We start from the raw sequence: 17202 nt of genomic DNA on the forward strand, positions 1-17202 counted from the left end.
GTCCGCCTTCAGGTCGCCGCCGACCGGCACGGACGTTGCCTATGTGACGAAAAACGTCACATGTGGCTCATTGCTCTCCTTTCTTGGCTGGTCCGACCTCGTTGAGAGTTGAAGCAGCGGCACTACGCTCTCGCTACGCGCAGCGCTCGCACGACTCCGCACGGCGTTCGACACCCGGGCATGCCCGCCGCTCACGGCTGCATCCACCCGCGGCCCCGCCGCGTGTGGCCATCCGACCCTCGAACACAGCCAGGAGGCCACCCGACCATGCCTCTGCGCCATCTGACCCCCCATGACCGGCACCTGTTCCGCCAGTTCGGCCGGGGCCCCACCGTCCCCGTCCCAGACCCGCTCCTGCACCACGCCGTCGCCCGGCACGCCGCCGCCACCCCGCACGCCGTGGCCGCCGAACACCAGGGCGCGCACCTCACCTACGGCGAGCTCGACCGGTACGCCGGTGCCCTCGCCGCCCGCCTCCCCCGCGAGGGCGTACGCCCCGGCGACCACGTCGGCCTGTTCGTCCGCCGCTCGATCCCCATGCTCGTCGGCCTCCTCGGCATCCTGAAGGCCGGCGCCGCCTACGTCCCGCAGGACATCGGCCTCGCGCCCCCGGCCCAGCTCACCCACGTCATCCGCACCGCCCGGACCCGGGTCGTCCTCACCACCGCCGAACACGCCCACCGCGTGCCGCTGCCGGACGGCCACCGTCTCCTCGCGCTCGACGAGCCGCAGCCGTACGCCCCGGCCCCGCGCCCGCGCGTCACCGGCGACGACGGCGCTTACGTGCTGTTCACCTCCGGCACCACCGGCCGCCCCAACGGCGTGAAGGTCACCCACCGCAACGTCGCCAACATCCTGCTCACCGAACCGGGCGGCCTCGGCATCCGCCCCGGCGACCGGGTCGCCCAGCTCCTCAACATCGCCTTCGACATGGCGGCCTGGGAGATCCTGGGCTGCCTCGCCCACGGCGGCACCCTCGTCATCCGCGGCAAGGACATCGCCGCCGCGGCCCGCACCTCCGACGTGCTGATCGCCACCCCGACCGTGCTCTCCGGCCTCGACCCCGCCGCCTGCCCGCGCGTGCGCACCGTCGCCGTCGCGGGGGAGCCCTGCCCGCGCCCGCTGGCCGACCGCTGGGCCCGGCGGGCCGTCTTCCACAACTGCTGCGGCCCGACGGAGACCACGATCGTCAACACCATGAGCCGCCACGACCCGGCCGCCCCGCTGCTCACCATCGGCCGCCCCACCCCCAACAACACGGTCTACGTCCTCGACGCCGACCGGCGCCCGCTGCCCATCGGCGAGCCCGGCGAGATGTGGGCGGGCGGCGACTGCGTCTCCGCGGGCTACCTCGGTGACGACGCCCTCAACGCCGAGCGTTACGCCCCCGACCCGTTCCTCGGCGGCGGCCGGCGCATGTTCCGCACCCGGGACCTCGGCCGCTGGACGCCCGGCGGCGAACTGGAGCACCTCGGCCGCACCGACGACCAGGTCAAGGTGCGCGGCTTCCGCGTCGAGCTGGACTCCGTCTCCTCCGTCCTGGAGACGGCCGCCGGCTGCACCCGCGCCGTCACCCTGAAACGCGACGCCCGCACCCTGGTGTCCTTCGTCTGCCCCGCCGACGTCGACCCCGGCACGGCCCGCCGCGCCGTCGCGGACGCCCTGCCCTACTACTGCGTCCCCGAGCAGATCCTGCCCCTCGCGTTCCTCCCCGAGACCGACCGCGGCAAAGTCGACAAACAGGCCCTGCTGGGCATGCTGGAACACCGCCTGGCGGTGGCCCGATGACCACGTCCCCGGCCCGGGCCCGCCAGGACGCGGGCGAGCTCCCACCGCTCCTGCCGGCCCCCCGCCGCCTTCTCAAGCACCCCCGCCTGATGCACTACAACCGCCTCGCGGCCCTGGTCCTCCTGGCCAACGCGGCGTACCTGTGGGCCGCCGGGCCACCGGCCAGGCCCACCCTCGGGCACGCCGCCCTCGCCAACCTCGCCCTCGCCGTCCTGGTACGCCAGCAGTACGTCATCAACCTCCTGTTCAGGCTGGCGACTTCGGCTCCGGCGCACTGGCCGCTGAAGATCCGCTGGACGCTCGGGAAGGTGTATCACTTCGGCGGGCTGCACGTGGGCGGGGCGCTGGCCGCGACAGCCTGGTTCCTGGCCCTGACGGTCGCGGTGACCCGCGCCGGAACGGACCTGCCGCTGATCACGGTGAGCTGGACCCTGGTGGCCCTCCTCGCCCTGATCACCGCCACCGCCCTGCCACCCTTCCGCTCCCGCCGGCACGACCACTTCGAGAAGATCCACCGCTTCGGCGGCTGGAGCGCCCTCGCACTCCTGTGGACCCACACCCTGCTGTCCGGCCAGGGACCGGTGCCGCTCGCGGTCCTAGCCGTCGTCACGTTCAGCGTGGCCCTGCCCTGGCTGCGACTGCGCAAGGTGCACGTCCGCACCGAACGCCCGTCCCCGCACGTGACCCTGGCTCACTTCGACTACGGCGAGACCCCCTTCGCCGGCTCCTCGACTACGATCAGCCGCAGCCCGCTGACCGAGTGGCACTCCTTCGCCAACGTCCCCGCCCCCGGCCGCTCCGGCTTCCGGCTCACCATCTCCCGCGCCGGTGACTGGACCGGCTCCTTCATCGACGACCTGCCGTCGCGCGTGTGGGTCAAGGGCATCACCACGGCCGGAGTCGCCAACATCGAGGTCCTTTTCACAAAGGTCGTCTACGTCGCGACCGGCAGCGGCATCGGCCCCTGCCTGCCCCATCTGCTCGCCGCCGAGGTCCCCTCGCGCCTGGTCTGGGCGACCCGCGACCCCCGCGCCACCTACGGCGACGCCCTCGTCGACGAGATCCTCGCCGTCCAGCCGCACGCCCTGGTCTGGGACACCTCCCGGCACGGCAAGCCCGACATGGTGCGGCTCGCCCACGCCGCGTACCAGGACTTCGGCGCGGAGGCCGTCATCTGCATCTCCAACAAGCGGCTGACCTGGCAGGTGGTGCACGGCCTGGAACGGCGCGGCATACCGGCGTACGGCGCGATCTGGGACTCGTGACCACCGTCCAGGGAGGAAAGATGAACCACCTGAAAGCCGAACGGGACGGCCGTGTCGTGACCGTCCGCCTGCACCGCCCGCACGCCCTCAACGCGCTCAGCTCCGAACTGCTCGCCGAACTCCTCGGCCTCCTCGGCCCGTTGGACGACGACCCCGATGTCGGCTGCTTCGTCGTCACGGGCTCGGAGAAGGTCTTCGCGGCCGGAGCGGACATCAGGGAGATGGCGGGCAGATCGGCCGTCGACATGATGTCCGAGGACTACTTCGCGGCCTGGGAGGACTTCGCGGACCTGCGCACCCCGAAGATCGCCGCCGTGTCCGGCTACGCGCTCGGCGGCGGCTGCGAGCTGGCCATGATGTGCGACCTGGTCGTCGCGGGCGAGTCGGCCCTGTTCGGCCAGCCGGAGATCAAACTGGGCGTGATCCCCGGCATCGGCGGCACCCAGCGGCTGACCCGTCTGGCCGGCCGCGCCAAGGCGATGGACCTGATCCTCACCGGCCGCACGATGGACGCCCGGGAGGCCGAGCGCTGCGGCTTGGTCTCCCGCGTGGTCCCCGACGACCGGGTCGTCGCCGAGGCCCTGGAAGCGGCGGCGGCCATCGCCTCGTACGGCCGTATGGCGGTCAGGGCGGCCCGCGAGTGCGTCGACCGGGCCCTGGAGACGGGCCTGCGGGACGGCCTGCGCTACGAACGGCGGGTGTTCCACGCCCTGTTCGCCACCGAGGACCAGAAGGAGGGAATGACGGCGTTCCTGGAGAAGCGCCCCCCGCGCTTCCACGCACGCTGATCGGCCACAGGCGAGCCACGGGCGGGAGCGCACGGGCCGCGCTCCCGCCCCCCCGCCGACGGCGGCAATCCGCTACTCGGCCGTGGCCAACGCCCGTTCCACGCCCGGCTCCCGGGGCCCGAGGAACCGGGGATCCGGACGCAACACCGCGTCCAGAGCCGCCTTCCCGGCGGCGAGGATCTCCCGGGCGCCCCCGTAGTACCAGGTCGCGTCGTGCACGGCGTCCACGCCCACCCCGTACGACTCGACGCCCGCCGCCTGACACAGCGCCACCGCCCGCCGGATGTGGAAGCCCTGGCTGATCAGCACGGCCTCGTCCACGCCGAAGATCTTCTTCGCGCGCACACACGAGTCCCAGGTGTCGAACCCCGCGTAGTCGCTGACGATCCGCCCGTCGGGCACCCCGTGCCGCGTCAGGTACACCCGCATCGCGTCCGGCTCGTCGTAGTCCTCGCGGCTGTTGTCCCCGGTGACGAGCACCACCTTCACCCGCCCCGCGCGGTACAGCGAGGCCGCCGCGTCCAGCCGGTGCGCGAGGTACGGCGACGGCTCCCCGTCCCACAGCCCGGCACCGAACACCACGGCCACATCGGTCCGCGGCACGTCCGCCGCCGTCCGCAGCCGGTCACCCGCGGCCACGTACATCCAGGTCGCCGGCAGCAGCGCGAGCACACACCCGGCCATCACCGCCTGCACCAGCCGCCGCTGCCCCCGCCGGGTACGCGGCAGCCGCGGTCTGCGGAACGTCACAGGACGCATCGGACGGTCCCTCCCCAGGTCGGCCCCTCGACAGTCAGGGACGTCCACACGGACCGCCCGGTTCATCCGCCGGTGCGTGACCAGCTTCACCCGTTACACGGAACCGCCAGGTCAAGCCGCCTCACACTCCACCCGTCCCGCATCGTGAACCGCCGGAAAACACCCGTGACGCCCACGCAACGGGAAGGCAACGTGCGGCGGCGACCATCGATGCCATGCCCAGCCAGCTCAGCCTCGTCCCGCAGCCCGCCACGCGCCGCCCGGCCCCGCCCGCCCTCGTGGTCGTGGCGCACGGCAGCCGCGACCCCCGCGCGCTGAGCACCGTACGCGCGCTCCTGGACCGCGTCCGCGCGCAGCGCCCCGACGTGCCGGTGCACCTCGGGCACATCGAACTGAACGCCCCCCTGCTCCCCGACACGCTCGCCGCCCTGGGCGACACGGAGGCGGTCCTCGTCCCCCTCCTCCTCAGCCGCGGCTACCACGTCAAGCAGGACATCCCCGAGATGGCCGCGGCCTCCAGGGCCCGCACCCACCTGGCGGCCCCCCTCGGCCCGCACCCCCTGCTGGTGGACGCCCTCCAGTCCCGCCTGGAGGAGGCGGGCTGGGGCGGCACGCCCCGCAGCAGCAGCGCGGTGGTGCTCGCCGCGGCCGGCTCCCGCGACCCGGACGCCAAGACGGACACCACCCGCACGGCCCACCTCCTCGCGGTCCGCCTGGGCGTCCCCGTCCTCCCGGCCTACGCCTCCGCGGCGACCCCCACGGTGGAAACGGCCGTCCGCACCCTCCTCGCCAGGGGCCGCCGCCACATAGCCCTGGCCTCCTACTTCACGGCCCCCGGCCGCTTCGCCACGGAGTGCGCCCAGTCGGCCCCCTGGATAGCGGCGGCCCCCCTCGGCACGCACCCGTCCATGGCCCACCTCCTCCTCCACCGCTACGACGAGACGCTGGCGGCGGCTTCATCGGCTGTGCCCGAATTGGCATCGGCTTAGAACGCGGGTCGGTGCAGGTACCCAAGGGGCGCGGGGAACTGCGCGACCAGCCACACTCAACCCGCACCCGCCACACACCCGAACCCGGCAAACGCTCAGGCACACAGCAGCACACCCATGCCCGTACTGTCGACACATGGCAGGCACCTCACAACACCCCCCGGCCTACGACCCGGCGTCAGCCGACCGCTGGGCCCCGGAACCAGACAAACGCCCCGGCCGCACCGCCTTCCAACGCGACCGTGCCCGAGTCCTGCACAGCGCCGCCCTGAGAAGACTCGCCGGCAAAACCCAAGTGGTGACGCCCGGCACCATGGGCCCGGCCTGGGACGCCAGCCCCCGCACCCGCCTCACCCACTCCCTCGAATGCGCCCAGGTCGGCCGCGAACTGGGCGCGGCCCTCGGCTGTGACCCGGACCTCGTGGAAGCCGCCTGCCTCTCCCACGACCTCGGCCACCCGCCCTTCGGCCACAACGGCGAGGCGGCCCTCAACGAGTTCGCGGCGGACTGCGGCGGCTTCGAGGGCAACGCCCAGTCCCTCAGACTCCTCACCCGCATCGAGCCCAAACGGTTCACCCCCGAAGGCTCCGTCGGCCTCAACCTCACCCGCGCCGCCCTCGACGCCGCCACCAAGTACCCCTGGCCCCGCGGCGCCCACCCCACCGACCCGGAGTCCCGCAAGTTCGGTGTCTACGACGACGACCGCCCGGTCTTCGACTGGGTCCGCAAGGACGCCCCCGGCACCCGCACCTGCTTCGAGGCGCAGGTCATGGACTGGTCCGACGACGTGGCCTACTCGGTGCACGACGTGGAGGACGGCCTGCACGCCGGCCACATCGACCCGAACTGCCTGCACGCCGAGCCCGAACGGCAGGACGTCTTCCAGGTCGCCAGGGACCGCTACGTACCGGCGGACACCGACCCCGCCGAACTCGCCGAGGCCCTGGACCGGCTGCTCGCCCAGGAGTGGTGGCCGCACGGCTACGACGGCACCGCCGTCGCCCAGGCCCGTCTGAAGGACGCCACCAGCCAGCTCATCGGCCGCTTCTGCCTGGCCGCCGAGACCGCGACCCGCACCGCGTACGGCGCCGGACGGCTCACCCGGTACGCCGCGGAACTGGTCGTGCCGCGCGAGGCCGGTCTGGAGTGCGCCGTCCTCAAGGCCGTCGCCGACCTCTACGTCATGCAGCGCGCCGAGCAGGAACGCCTGCGCGCCGACCAGCGCGTCGTCGTCGCCGAACTCGCCGAGGCGCTCACCGCCCGCGCCCCGGACGGCCTGGACCCGCAGTTCCGCGCCCTGTTCGACCGGGCACCGGACGACCGGGCCCGCAAACGGGTGATCGTCGACCAGATCGCCTCCCTCACCGACACCTCCGCCCGCTCGCTTCACGCCCGTCTGACAGGGCACGCATGAGACTGGTGGGAACACCCCTGGGAAACAGGGGACGACACCCGGGAAACAAGGGAACACGGCACGCCCGATCGTGACCCTCCGTGGCCTGATCGGGTCACTCCCTCTTCCCGCATCACGCTCCGTGCGGGACGCTCGCAAGTGGCGACACCCTTACGAGGAGGCACCAAGTGGTCGACGCGGATCAGACATTCGTCATCGTCGGAGGCGGACTCGCCGGCGCCAAGGCGGCCGAGACGCTCCGGGCGGAGGGCTTCACCGGCCGGGTGATACTGATCTGCGACGAACGCGACCACCCCTACGAGCGTCCGCCGCTGTCCAAGGGCTACCTCCTGGGCAAGGAGGAACGCGACAGCGTCTTCGTGCACGAGCCCGCCTGGTACGCGGCGAACGACATCGAGCTGCATCTCGGCCAGACCGTCGACGCGATCGACCGAGCGGCCAGGACGGTCCGCTTCGGCGAGGACGGCACGGTCGTCCGTTACGACAAGCTGCTCCTGGCGACCGGCGCCGAGCCCCGCCGCCTGGACATCCCGGGCACGGACCTGGCCGGCGTCCACCACCTGCGCCGGCTCGCCCACGCCGAGCGGCTCAAGCACGTCCTGACCAACCTCGGGCGGGACAACGGGCACCTCGTGATCGCGGGCGCCGGCTGGATCGGCCTGGAGGTCGCGGCGGCGGCCCGCGAGTACGGCGCGGAGGTCACCGTGGTCCACAGCGGGCCGACCCCGCTGCACCACGTCCTCGGCCCCGAGCTCGGCCAGCTCTTCGCCGACCTGCACCGCGACCACGGCGTCCGCTTCCACTTCGGCAGCCGGCTCACCGAGATCGTCGGCCAGGACGGCATGGTCCTCGCGGCCCGCACGGACGACGGCGAGGAACACCCGGCGCACGACGTCCTGGCCGCGATCGGCGCGGCCCCGCGGGTCGCTCTCGCGGAGGCGGCCGGGCTGGAGATCGCCGAGCGGGCGCGCGGCGGCGGCGTCGTGGTCGACGAGCGGCTGCGCACCTCCGACCCCGACATCTACGCGGCCGGCGACGTGGCCTCCTTCCCCCACCCCCTCTTCGAGACCGGCATGCGGGTGGAGCACTGGGCCAACGCGCTGAACGGCGGACCGGCGGCCGCCCGCTGCATGCTCGGCCGGGACGTGACGTACGACCGCGTGCCCTACTTCTTCTCCGACCAGTACGACCTCGGCATGGAGTACTCCGGCTGGGCGCCGCCGGGGACCTACGACCAGGTGGTGATCCGGGGCGATGCGAGCCGGCGCGAGTTCATCGCCTTCTGGGTGAAGGAGGGCAGGGTGCTGGCCGGGATGAACGTGAACGTGTGGGATGTCACAGACAAGATCCAGCAGCTGATCCGCTCCAGGGCCCGGGTGGACACGGAGGCGCTGGCCGACCCGCACGCACCGCTGGACAGCCTCGCCTCGTAGCCGTCAGGACTGTCACCGCGCCCCCGTAGAATCGCTGCGTGGCTGGACGGATCAACGACGAGGACGTGAAGGCGGTACGGGACGCGGTCCCGATCGACGCCGTGGTGTCCGAGTACCTCCAGCTGCGCAACGCGGGCGGCGGCAACCTCAAGGGACTGTGCCCGTTCCACGACGAGAAGTCACCGTCCTTCCAGGTCAGCCCGAGCAAGGGACTCTTCCACTGCTTCGGCTGCCAGGAGGGCGGCGACACCATCACGTTCGTGATGAAGATCGACCACCTCTCCTTCTCGGAGGCGGTCGAGCGCCTGGCCGGCCAGGCGGGCATCACCCTGCGCTACGAGGAGGGCGGGTACAACCCCTCCCACCAGCGCGGCGAACGGATCCGCCTGGTCGAGGCCCACAAGATCGCGGCCGAGTGGTACGCGGAACAGCTCGCGACGTCCCCCGAGGCCGACACCGGCCGGGTCTTCCTCGCCGAGCGCGGTTTCGACCAGGCCGCCGCCGTCCACTTCGGCGTCGGCTACAGCCCCCAGGGCTGGGACCACCTCACGCGCTATCTGCGCGGCAAGGGTTTCACCGACAAGGAGATCCTGCTCTCCGGCCTCGCCCAGGAGGGCCGCCGCGGCCCCATCGACCGCTTCCGCGGCCGGCTGATGTGGCCCATCCGCGACATCGGCGGCGAGGTCGTCGGCTTCGGCGCCCGCAAGCTCTACGAGGCGGACAACGGCCCCAAGTACCTCAACACGCCCGACACGCCGATCTACCGCAAGTCCCAGGTCCTCTACGGCATCGACCTGGCGAAGAAGGAGATCGCGAAGACGAGCCGCGCGGTGGTCGTCGAGGGCTACACGGACGTCATGGCCTGCCACCTGGCCGGGGTGACGACCGCCATCGCCACCTGCGGCACGGCCTTCGGCGGCGACCACATCAAGATCCTCCGCCGGCTGCTGATGGACAACGGCTCGGCCCGCGTCATCTTCACCTTCGACGGCGACGCGGCCGGCCAGAAGGCCGCCCTGCGCGCCTTCGAGGACGACCAGAAGTTCGCCGCCGAGACGTACATCGCCATCGCCCCCGACGGCATGGACCCCTGCGACCTGCGCCTCGCCAAGGGCGACGAGGCGGTGGCGGACCTGGTCGAACCCCGCACCCCGCTCTTCGAGTTCGCCCTGCGCCAGATCGTGAGCCGCTACGACCTCGACACCCCGGCCGGCCGCGCCGCCGCCCTGGACGAGGCCGCCCCGATCGTCGCCCGCATCAAGAACAGCGGCGCCCAGCACGAGGTCGCCGTCCAGCTCGCCGGCATGCTCGGCATCCTCGACACCCAGTTCGTGGTCAAACGCGTGGCCCAGCTGGCCCGCTGGGCCCGCGACCGAGGCGGCAAGGGCCCCGCCCCGGACCGGCACCAGCACGGATCCCAGCAGTACGCCGCAACCCAGCCGTCCGCAGGCCCCCGCGGCCCGGCCCTCAACCTCCGCAACCCCGTCTACGCCACCGAACGCGAACTCCTCAAACTCGCCCTCCAGCGCCCCGAGTTGGTCTCACCGGCCTTCGACGCGTACGGCGTCGACGAGTTCACCGCCCCGCCCTACGCCGCCGTACGCCAGGCCATCCTGGACGCCGGCGGCGCCGAACTGGGCGTCGCGGACCCCCAGGACTACCTGGTGAAGGTCCGCGAGGCCGCCCCGGACGACACGGTCCGCGCGATGGTGACGGAACTGGCCGTCGAGGCGATCCTGCTGCACAAGGGCGTGAAGGGCGTCGACGAGACCTACGCGGGCGCCCAGTTGGTCACCGTCCGCCGCCGCGCCGTCGAACGCCGCATCCGCGACATCACCGGCCAGCTCACCCGCCTCGGCACCCACGGCGACCCCGCCCAGCTGGCCGCCGTGCAGAACGAGCTCTGGGTCCTCCAGCAGTACGACCAGGCCCTCCGGGAACACGGCGCCGCCGCGCTCTGAGGTCACCGCGCGGTCACGGACCGGAAGCAAAAAGTCATCGCACGCCCCTCGTGGCGACGATGTGTCTTACCCCACACTGGGTTCCGGTGCCTGAGTCCTCGGAGCGCGGCCGATCCGTCCCCGACGGGTCCCAGACCCCCGCGGTTCCGCTCATCGCGTACGGGACGGACAGCGGCGAGGCCGCCGACTCCGCCCCCGAAGTACCGCTGCCGCCCGCCTTGGCAGCGATCATCCTGGAGGTCGCCCCCGTGCAGACCCAGACCCTCACCCAGACCGACGTCAGCGGCGCCATCGGCGCTGACGGCGCCGCACCTGACGGGGAGGACGACGTCCTCCCCGCGGTCCCGGCGCAAGGCCGCGTCGTGCTCCGCCCCGAGACGGAACCGGAGGAGCCGCCCGCCGAAGCCGTCGAGACGACCGAGGCTCCCGAGCCCGTCGAACCGCCGCGAGCCCGCCCCGACACCGGCGGCCCCTCCTCCGACCTGTTCCGCCAGTACCTGCGGGAGATCGGCCGCATCCCCCTGCTGACCGCCGCCGAGGAGGTCGAACTCGCCCGCCGCGTCGAGGCCGGCCTGTTCGCCGAGGAGAAGCTGCGGCTGGCCCCCGACCTGGACAGCCAGCTGGCACTGGACCTCGACCGGCTCGTCGTCATGGGCCGGATGGCCAAGCGCCGCCTCATCGAGGCCAACCTGCGCCTGGTCGTCTCCGTCGCCAAGCGCTACGTCGGGCGCGGCCTGACCATGCTCGACCTCGTCCAGGAGGGCAACCTCGGACTCATCCGGGCCGTCGAGAAGTTCGACTACGCCCGCGGCTACAAGTTCTCCACCTACGCCACCTGGTGGATCCGCCAGGCCATGTCCCGCGCCCTGGCCGACCAGGCCCGCACGATACGCGTTCCCGTTCATGTCGTGGAGCTCATCAACCGGGTCGTCCGCGTCCAGCGCCGCATGCTCCAGGAACGGGGCTACGAGCCGACACCGGAAGAGGTCGCCGCCCAACTCGACCTGCCCCCGGAGCGCGTCAGCGAAGTGCTGCGCCTCGCTCAGGAGCCGGTGTCCCTGCACGCGCCCGTCGGCGAGGAGGACGACGTCGCCCTCGGCGACCTCATCGAGGACGGCGACGCCACCAGCCCCGTCGAGTCCGCCGCGTTCCTCCTCCTCAAGGAGCACCTGGAAGCGGTCCTGTCGACGCTGGGGGAGCGGGAACGCAAGGTCGTCCAGCTCCGCTACGGCCTCGCCGACGGCCGCCCCCGCACGCTGGAGGAGATCGGCCGCATCTTCGGCGTCACCAGGGAACGGATACGGCAGATCGAGTCGAAGACCCTGAACAAACTCCGCGACCACGCCTTCGCGGACCAGCTGAGGGGTTACCTGGACTGATGCCGCCTGCGGGCCGGCGGGGGCCGGTCGCGCAGTTCCCCGCGCCCCCAAACAGGCCGCCCCAGCTGCGGGCAGTCGTGCCGCTGGGGCGGCACGGGTGGGCGCAGCGGCACCCCGCAGCGCCGGGTTGCGCACCCACCCGCGCCCAGCCCCAACGCCGGGCGACCCGTCAGTCGACCTCAGCCGCCGCCTGCGCGAACTGCGCCTTGTACAGCCGGGCGTACGCCCCGTCCGCCGCCAGCAGTTCCTCGTGCCCGCCCTGCTCGACGATGGACCCGTTCTCCATGACGAGGATGGCGTCCGCGTCCCGGATCGTCGACAGCCGGTGCGCGATGACGAACGACGTCCGCCCGTGCGCGAGTTTGGCCATCGCCTTCTGGATCAGCACCTCCGTACGCGTGTCGACCGAACTCGTCGCCTCGTCCAGCACCAGGATCACCGGGTCGGACAGAAACGCCCGCGCGATGGTGATCAGCTGCTTCTCGCCCGCGCTGACCCCCGTCCCCTCGTCGTCGATCACCGTGTCGTACCCGTCCGGCAGCGTCCGGACGAACCGGTCCGCGTGCGCGGCCCGGGCCGCCTCCTCGATCTCCCCGCGGGTCACCTCCCGGGACGCCCCGTACGCGATGTTCTCCGCGATCGTGCCGCCGAACAGCCACGTGTCCTGGAGCACCATGCCGATCCCCGCGCGCAGTTCGTCCCGGGACATCCGCGCGATGTCGACCCCGTCGAGGGTGATGCGCCCGCCGGTGACGTCGTAGAACCGCATCAGCAGGTTCACCAGCGTCGTCTTGCCGGCACCCGTCGGGCCGACGATGGCCACCGTCTGCCCGGGCTCGACCTTCAGCGACAGGTCCTCGATCAGCGGCTTCTCGGGGTCGTAGCGGAACGACACGTGCTCCAGCGCCACGTGCCCGCGCAGCTCCTCGGGCCGCACGCCCGGCACCGGATCGGCGCTCTGCTCCTCCGCGTCCAGCAACTCGAAGACCCGCTCCGCAGAGGCGACACCCGACTGCACCAGATTCGCCATGGACGCGACCTGCGTCAGCGGCATGGAGAACTGCCGCGAGTACTGGATGAAGGCCTGCACATCGCCGATGGACAGCGAGCCCGAGGCGACCCGCAGTCCGCCGACGACCGCGACCAGCACGTAGTTGAGGTTCGACACGAAGAACATCAGCGGCTGCATGACCCCGCTGTTGAACTGCGCCCGGAACCCGGCCTCGTACAGCGCCTCGTTCTGCTCGGCGAACTGCTGCGCCGACTCCTCCTGACGCCCGAACACCTTCACGAGCGCGTGCCCGGTGTACATCTCCTCGATGTGCGCGTTCAGCTTGCCCGTCGAACGCCACTGCTGCACGAAGTGCGGCTGCGACCGCTTGCCCACGCGCGTGGCGACGACGAACGACAGCGGCACGGTCACCAGCGCGACCAGCGCCAGGACCCAGGAGACGTAGAACATCATCGCGAGGACGCCGATGATGGTGAGCACCGAGTTGATGAGCTGCCCCATCGACTGCTGGAGCGTCTGCCCGATGTTGTCGATGTCGTTCGTCGCCCGGGACAGCACCTCACCGCGCTGGCGCTTGTCGAAGTACGACAGCGGCAGCCGCGACAGCTTCGTCTGCACGTCCTCGCGCATCCGGAACATGGTGCGGTTCACGGCCCGGTTGACCAGCCGCGTCGCCACCGCCATCAGCAGCCCGGCCACCAGGAACACGCCCAGCGCGAGCAGCAGCACATGTCCGACGGCGGTGAAGTCGATGCCCTCGCCGGGTGTGAAGTCGGTGCTGCGCAGCATGTCGGCGACATCACCGTCGCCGCGCTGCCGCATCTGGTCGAGGACCTGCTCCTTGCTCGCCCCCTCCGGCATGTCCCGCCCGACGATGCCCGCGAAGACCAGGTCGGTCGCCTTGCCGAGGATCTTCGGCCCGACGACGTTGAGGCCGACGCTGAGCACCACGCACAGCAGCAGCACGCCGATGGTCAGCCGCTCCGGCCGGAACCGCGCGACGAGCCGTTTGCCCGACCCCTTGAAGTCCAGCGAGCGCTGGTCGGGGCCGCCCCCGGCCATCATCCGCCCCATGGGCCCGGCCATCAGGCAGCCTCCGCTTCCGTGAGCTGGGAGAGCACGATCTCCCGGTAGGTCTCGTTGTCCGCCATCAGCTCGTGGTGCCGTCCGGTGCCCACGACGTGGCCCTCGTCGAGGACGACGATCCGGTCGGCGTCCCGGATGGTCGCCACCCGCTGGGCGACGATCACCACGGTCGCCTCCGAGGTCTCCTGCGCGAGCGCGGCCCGCAGGGCGGCGTCCGTGGCGTAGTCGAGCGCGGAGAAGGAGTCGTCGAAGAGGTAGATCTCCGGGCGCTGCACCAGCGTCCGGGCGATCGCGAGCCGCTGCCGCTGACCGCCCGAGACGTTCGTCCCGCCCTGCGCGATCGGCGCGTCGAGCCCGCCCTCCAGCCGCTCCACGAACTCCTTGGCCTGCGCCACCTCCAGCGCGTGCCACAGCTCCTCGTCGCTGGCGTCCGGGTTGCCGTAGCGCAGGTTGGTCGCCACCGTGCCCGCGAACAGATACGGCCTCTGCGGCACCATTCCGACGGTCTTCGCGAGCAGCTCCGGGTCCAGCTCCGACACCTCGACGCCGTCCACGAGCACCTGCCCCTCGGTCGCGTCGAACAGCCGCGGGACCAGCCCGAGCAGGGTCGACTTGCCGCTGCCGGTCGAGCCGATGACGGCGGTCGTCTCACCCGGCCGGGCGACCAGGTCGACACCGCGCAGCACCGGCTCCTCGGCACCCGGATAGCGGAAGCCCGCCCCGCGCTGCTCCAGATGACCGTGCCGGCGCAGCTCCCGCACGGGCGCCGACGGCGGCACGACGCTCGACGAGGTGTCGAGCACCTCCCGGATGCGCTCCGCGCACACCTCCGCGCGCGGCACCATCATGAACATGAAGGTGGCCATCATCACGGACATGACGATCTGCATCAGATAGGCGAGGAACGCGGTCAGGTCACCGATCTGCATCCCCCCGCTGTCGATCCGGTGCGCGCCGAACCACACCACGGCGATCGACGACACGTTCACCACCGTCATCACGATCGGGAACATCAGCGCGAGCAGGTTGCCGGTGCCCAGCGCGAAGTCCGTGAGATCGGTGTTGGCCTTCCGGAAGCGCTGCTGCTCGTACTCGTCCCGGACGAAGGCCCGGATGACGCGGTTGCCGGTGATCTGCTCGCGCAGCACCCGGTTCACCGCGTCCAGCCGTACCTGCATGGCCCGGAACAGCGGCCGCAGCCGCCGCACGATCAGCGTCACGCAGATGCCCAGCAACGGCACGACCGCCACCAGCACCCCGGACAGCGGCACGTCGAGACCGAGCGCCAGGACGATGCCGCCCACGCACATGATCGGCGCCGACACCATCAGCGTGAACGTCATCAGCGCCAGCATCTGCACCTGCTGGACGTCGTTCGTCGTACGGGTGATCAGCGAGGGCGCCCCGAAGTGACCGACCTCACGCGCGGAGAACGACTGCACCCGGTCGAAGACGGCAGCCCGCACGTCCCGACCGAGTGCCGACGCCGTACGGGCGCCGTAGTACACGGCACCGATGTTGCACACGACCTGGACCAGCGAGATGCCGATCATCAACGCGCCGTAGCTCAGGATGTAGCCGGTGTCGCCGTTCACGACACCCTGGTCGATGATGTCCGCGTTCAGCGTGGGCAGATAGAGCGTGGCGCAGGTCTGCAGGAACTGCAGCAGCACCAGCAGGGCGATGGTTTTCTTGTAGGGCCTGAGATGGACCCGCAGAAGTGGTATGAGCACGCTGCTTCTCTCGGGTGGGCGACGGGGCCGGGTTGGTTGCCCCTGGCCCCTATCGTCGAACACTCCACCCGCGTTACCTCAACCGAATTAACCCAACAGGCGGTCAGAACGCCCCGGGGTGCGTCTGCTCCCGCACCGACACGAACTGCTGCCGGACCGCCTGCCCCACGGCCAGCTCCTCCCCGGGCTCCAGCACCTGCGCGACCGCGCCCTGCCAGGCCGGCGGGGTCCGCGCGTCGAGCGTGCCCTGGGACGCCCCGAGCGCCCAGGCCGCCTGCCGGGCGGCGCCGATCGCCGTGTAGTCCGCCGGCTGCGGCACCACGACCTGCGTCCCGAACAGCGAGGGCGCGGCCGCCTGCACGGCGGGCAGTTCGGCGGCCGGACCGAGCAGGAACACCCGCCGTACCTCCACGCCCCGGGCGCGCAGCACGTCCAGCGCGTCCGCGAGCCCGCACAGCATGCCCTCGAACGCGGCCCGCGCCAGGTGCTCCGCCTTCATCGACTCACGCCTGAGCCCCGCCAGGGTTCCCGCCGTGTGCGGCAGGTTCGGTGTGCGCTCACCCTCCAGATAGGGCAGCAGCACCAGGCCGTGCGCCCCCGGCGTCGACTTCATCGCCAGCTCGGACAGGCTCTCCAGATCGGGCAGCCCCAGCAGCTCGGCGGTCCCGCGCAGCGTCCGTACGGCGTTCAGCGTGGTGACGACCGGCAGGTGCATGCCGGTCGCGTCGGCCAGCGCGGTGATCATCCCGGAGCCGTCGACCAGCGCCTCGGGATGCACGGCCATCACGGACCCGGACGCGCCCAGCGACACCACGGCGTCCCCGAGCCCGATGCCGAGCCCGAACGCCGCCGCCATGGTCTCGCCGGTCCCCACGGAGATCAGCAGCCCCTCCGGCGTCGTACCGGCCGCGTCCGCCGGGCCGATCACCTCCGGCAGCATCACCTGGTGCCCGAGCGCCAGCTCGACCAGGTCGGGCCGGTAGGCGCCGGTCGCCGCGGACCAGTACCCCGTACCGGACGCTCCGCCCCGGTCGGTGGTCCTGCGGACCGGGCGCCCCAGCAGCTGCCACACCAGCCAGTCGTGCGCCTGCAGGAGGATCGCGGTGCGCTGCGCGTTCTCGGGCTCGGTCCGCGCCAGCCAGCGCAGTTTCGTCACCGGCTGCGCGGCCTGCGGCACACACCCCACCGCCTGCGCCCACGCCTCGCGGCCCCCGAGCGCGTCGATCAGGTCGGCGGCCGCGACCTGCGTCCGCTTGTCGCTGCCGACCATCGCCGGGCGCACGGTGTTGCCCTGCGCGTCCAGCGGCACGACGGCGTTCTGCTGCGCCGAGACGCCGATGGCCTGCACGCCCTCCAGCAGCCCGCCGCCCGCGGCCTCGCCCAGGGACAGCAGCCAGGCCTGCGGGTCGACGTCGGACGGGCGGCCCCCGCTGTCGGGGCTCTCCACCGGATGCGGCGCATATCCCTGCCTGAGCACGGCTCCGGAGTCCGTGTCACAGACGACGATACGAGTGAAATCGGGTGAACTGTCCAACCCGGCGACTATCCCCATGGCGAAAATTCTGCCGTACCGCTGCGCTGGCTCGGTCCGTGGG

At 72.0% G+C, this 17202-nt stretch carries 12 protein-coding genes; 8 read left to right on the plus strand and 4 right to left on the minus strand.

Annotated features, from left to right (window positions below):
* Positions 1-267: 267 nt before the first annotated feature.
* From ACIBL4_RS12595 to ACIBL4_RS12605, 3 genes are read left to right on the plus strand one after another with little or no spacing between them, the layout of a single operon-like run.
* Positions 268-1788, plus strand: a complete 1521-nt coding sequence (locus ACIBL4_RS12595; RefSeq protein ID WP_399409095.1) for an amino acid adenylation domain-containing protein — start codon at positions 268-270, stop codon at positions 1786-1788.
* A complete protein-coding gene (locus ACIBL4_RS12600) occupies positions 1785-3053 on the plus strand; it encodes a hypothetical protein (protein ID WP_399409097.1) in 1269 nt (422 codons plus the stop codon). The genes ACIBL4_RS12595 and ACIBL4_RS12600 overlap by 4 nt, the downstream gene beginning before the upstream one ends.
* Before the next feature lie 20 nt (positions 3054-3073).
* Positions 3074-3841, plus strand: coding sequence for an enoyl-CoA hydratase-related protein (locus ACIBL4_RS12605; protein ID WP_399409099.1), 768 nt, complete (start codon positions 3074-3076; stop codon positions 3839-3841).
* Positions 3842-3913: 72 nt separating this feature from the next.
* Here the strand turns inward: ACIBL4_RS12605 and ACIBL4_RS12610 are convergent, their stop codons facing one another.
* Positions 3914-4600, minus strand: a complete 687-nt coding sequence (locus tag ACIBL4_RS12610) for a vancomycin high temperature exclusion protein (RefSeq protein WP_399409101.1) — start codon at positions 4598-4600, stop codon at positions 3914-3916.
* Between the two features lie 215 nt (positions 4601-4815).
* Here ACIBL4_RS12610 and ACIBL4_RS12615 point away from each other — a divergent pair, with 215 nt between their 5' ends.
* From ACIBL4_RS12615 to ACIBL4_RS12635, 5 genes are all read left to right on the plus strand, one after another.
* Positions 4816-5589, plus strand: a complete 774-nt coding sequence (locus ACIBL4_RS12615; RefSeq protein WP_399409103.1) for a sirohydrochlorin chelatase — start codon at positions 4816-4818, stop codon at positions 5587-5589.
* Between the two features lie 136 nt (positions 5590-5725).
* The gene (locus ACIBL4_RS12620; protein ID WP_399409105.1) at positions 5726-7003 is read left to right on the plus strand and encodes a deoxyguanosinetriphosphate triphosphohydrolase; all 1278 of its coding nucleotides are present in this window, start codon (positions 5726-5728) and stop codon (positions 7001-7003) included.
* 167 nt (positions 7004-7170) lie between these two features.
* On the plus strand, positions 7171-8436 hold the full coding sequence (locus tag ACIBL4_RS12625) for an NAD(P)/FAD-dependent oxidoreductase (protein WP_399409107.1): 1266 nt from the start codon (positions 7171-7173) through the stop codon (positions 8434-8436).
* A gap of 38 nt (positions 8437-8474) precedes the next feature.
* Positions 8475-10397, plus strand: coding sequence for a DNA primase (gene dnaG / locus ACIBL4_RS12630; RefSeq protein WP_399409109.1), 1923 nt, complete (start codon positions 8475-8477; stop codon positions 10395-10397).
* Positions 10398-10483: 86 nt separating this feature from the next.
* A complete protein-coding gene (locus ACIBL4_RS12635) occupies positions 10484-11776 on the plus strand; it encodes an RNA polymerase sigma factor (protein ID WP_399409111.1) in 1293 nt (430 codons plus the stop codon).
* Positions 11777-11945: 169 nt separating this feature from the next.
* On the opposite strand, the gene ACIBL4_RS12640 is transcribed toward ACIBL4_RS12635, so the two are convergent.
* The 3 genes from ACIBL4_RS12640 to ACIBL4_RS12650 form a co-directional block, all read right to left on the minus strand.
* On the minus strand, positions 11946-13874 hold the full coding sequence (locus tag ACIBL4_RS12640) for an ABC transporter ATP-binding protein (protein WP_399409113.1): 1929 nt from the start codon (positions 13872-13874) through the stop codon (positions 11946-11948).
* Complete coding sequence (locus ACIBL4_RS12645) at positions 13874-15607, minus strand: ABC transporter ATP-binding protein (protein ID WP_399409115.1); 1734 nt, start codon at positions 15605-15607, stop codon at positions 13874-13876. Before ACIBL4_RS12645 ends, ACIBL4_RS12640 begins: the two co-directional genes overlap by 1 nt.
* A gap of 103 nt (positions 15608-15710) precedes the next feature.
* The gene (locus ACIBL4_RS12650) at positions 15711-17159 is read right to left on the minus strand and encodes an FGGY-family carbohydrate kinase (RefSeq protein WP_399409117.1); all 1449 of its coding nucleotides are present in this window, start codon (positions 17157-17159) and stop codon (positions 15711-15713) included.
* Positions 17160-17202: the final 43 nt, after the last annotated feature.

This window comes from Streptomyces sp. NPDC050416 (genome assembly GCF_044458845.1).
Classification (GTDB): domain Bacteria; phylum Actinomycetota; class Actinomycetes; order Streptomycetales; family Streptomycetaceae; genus Streptomyces.

Excerpts from the sequence above, each read along its gene's own strand:
- ACIBL4_RS12595 (WP_399409095.1), top strand. The coding sequence starts at position 268 with ATGCCTCTGCGCCATCTGACCCCCCATGACCGGCACCTGTTCCGCCAG.
- ACIBL4_RS12600 (WP_399409097.1), top strand. The coding sequence starts at position 1,785 with ATGACCACGTCCCCGGCCCGGGCCCGCCAGGACGCGGGCGAGCTCCCA.
- ACIBL4_RS12605 (WP_399409099.1), top strand. The coding sequence starts at position 3,074 with ATGAACCACCTGAAAGCCGAACGGGACGGCCGTGTCGTGACCGTCCGC.
- ACIBL4_RS12610 (WP_399409101.1), bottom strand. The coding sequence starts at position 4,600 with ATGCGTCCTGTGACGTTCCGCAGACCGCGGCTGCCGCGTACCCGGCGG.
- ACIBL4_RS12615 (WP_399409103.1), top strand. The coding sequence starts at position 4,816 with ATGCCCAGCCAGCTCAGCCTCGTCCCGCAGCCCGCCACGCGCCGCCCG.
- ACIBL4_RS12620 (WP_399409105.1), top strand. The coding sequence starts at position 5,726 with ATGGCAGGCACCTCACAACACCCCCCGGCCTACGACCCGGCGTCAGCC.
- ACIBL4_RS12640 (WP_399409113.1), bottom strand. The coding sequence starts at position 13,874 with ATGGCCGGGCCCATGGGGCGGATGATGGCCGGGGGCGGCCCCGACCAG.
- ACIBL4_RS12650 (WP_399409117.1), bottom strand. The coding sequence starts at position 17,159 with ATGGGGATAGTCGCCGGGTTGGACAGTTCACCCGATTTCACTCGTATC.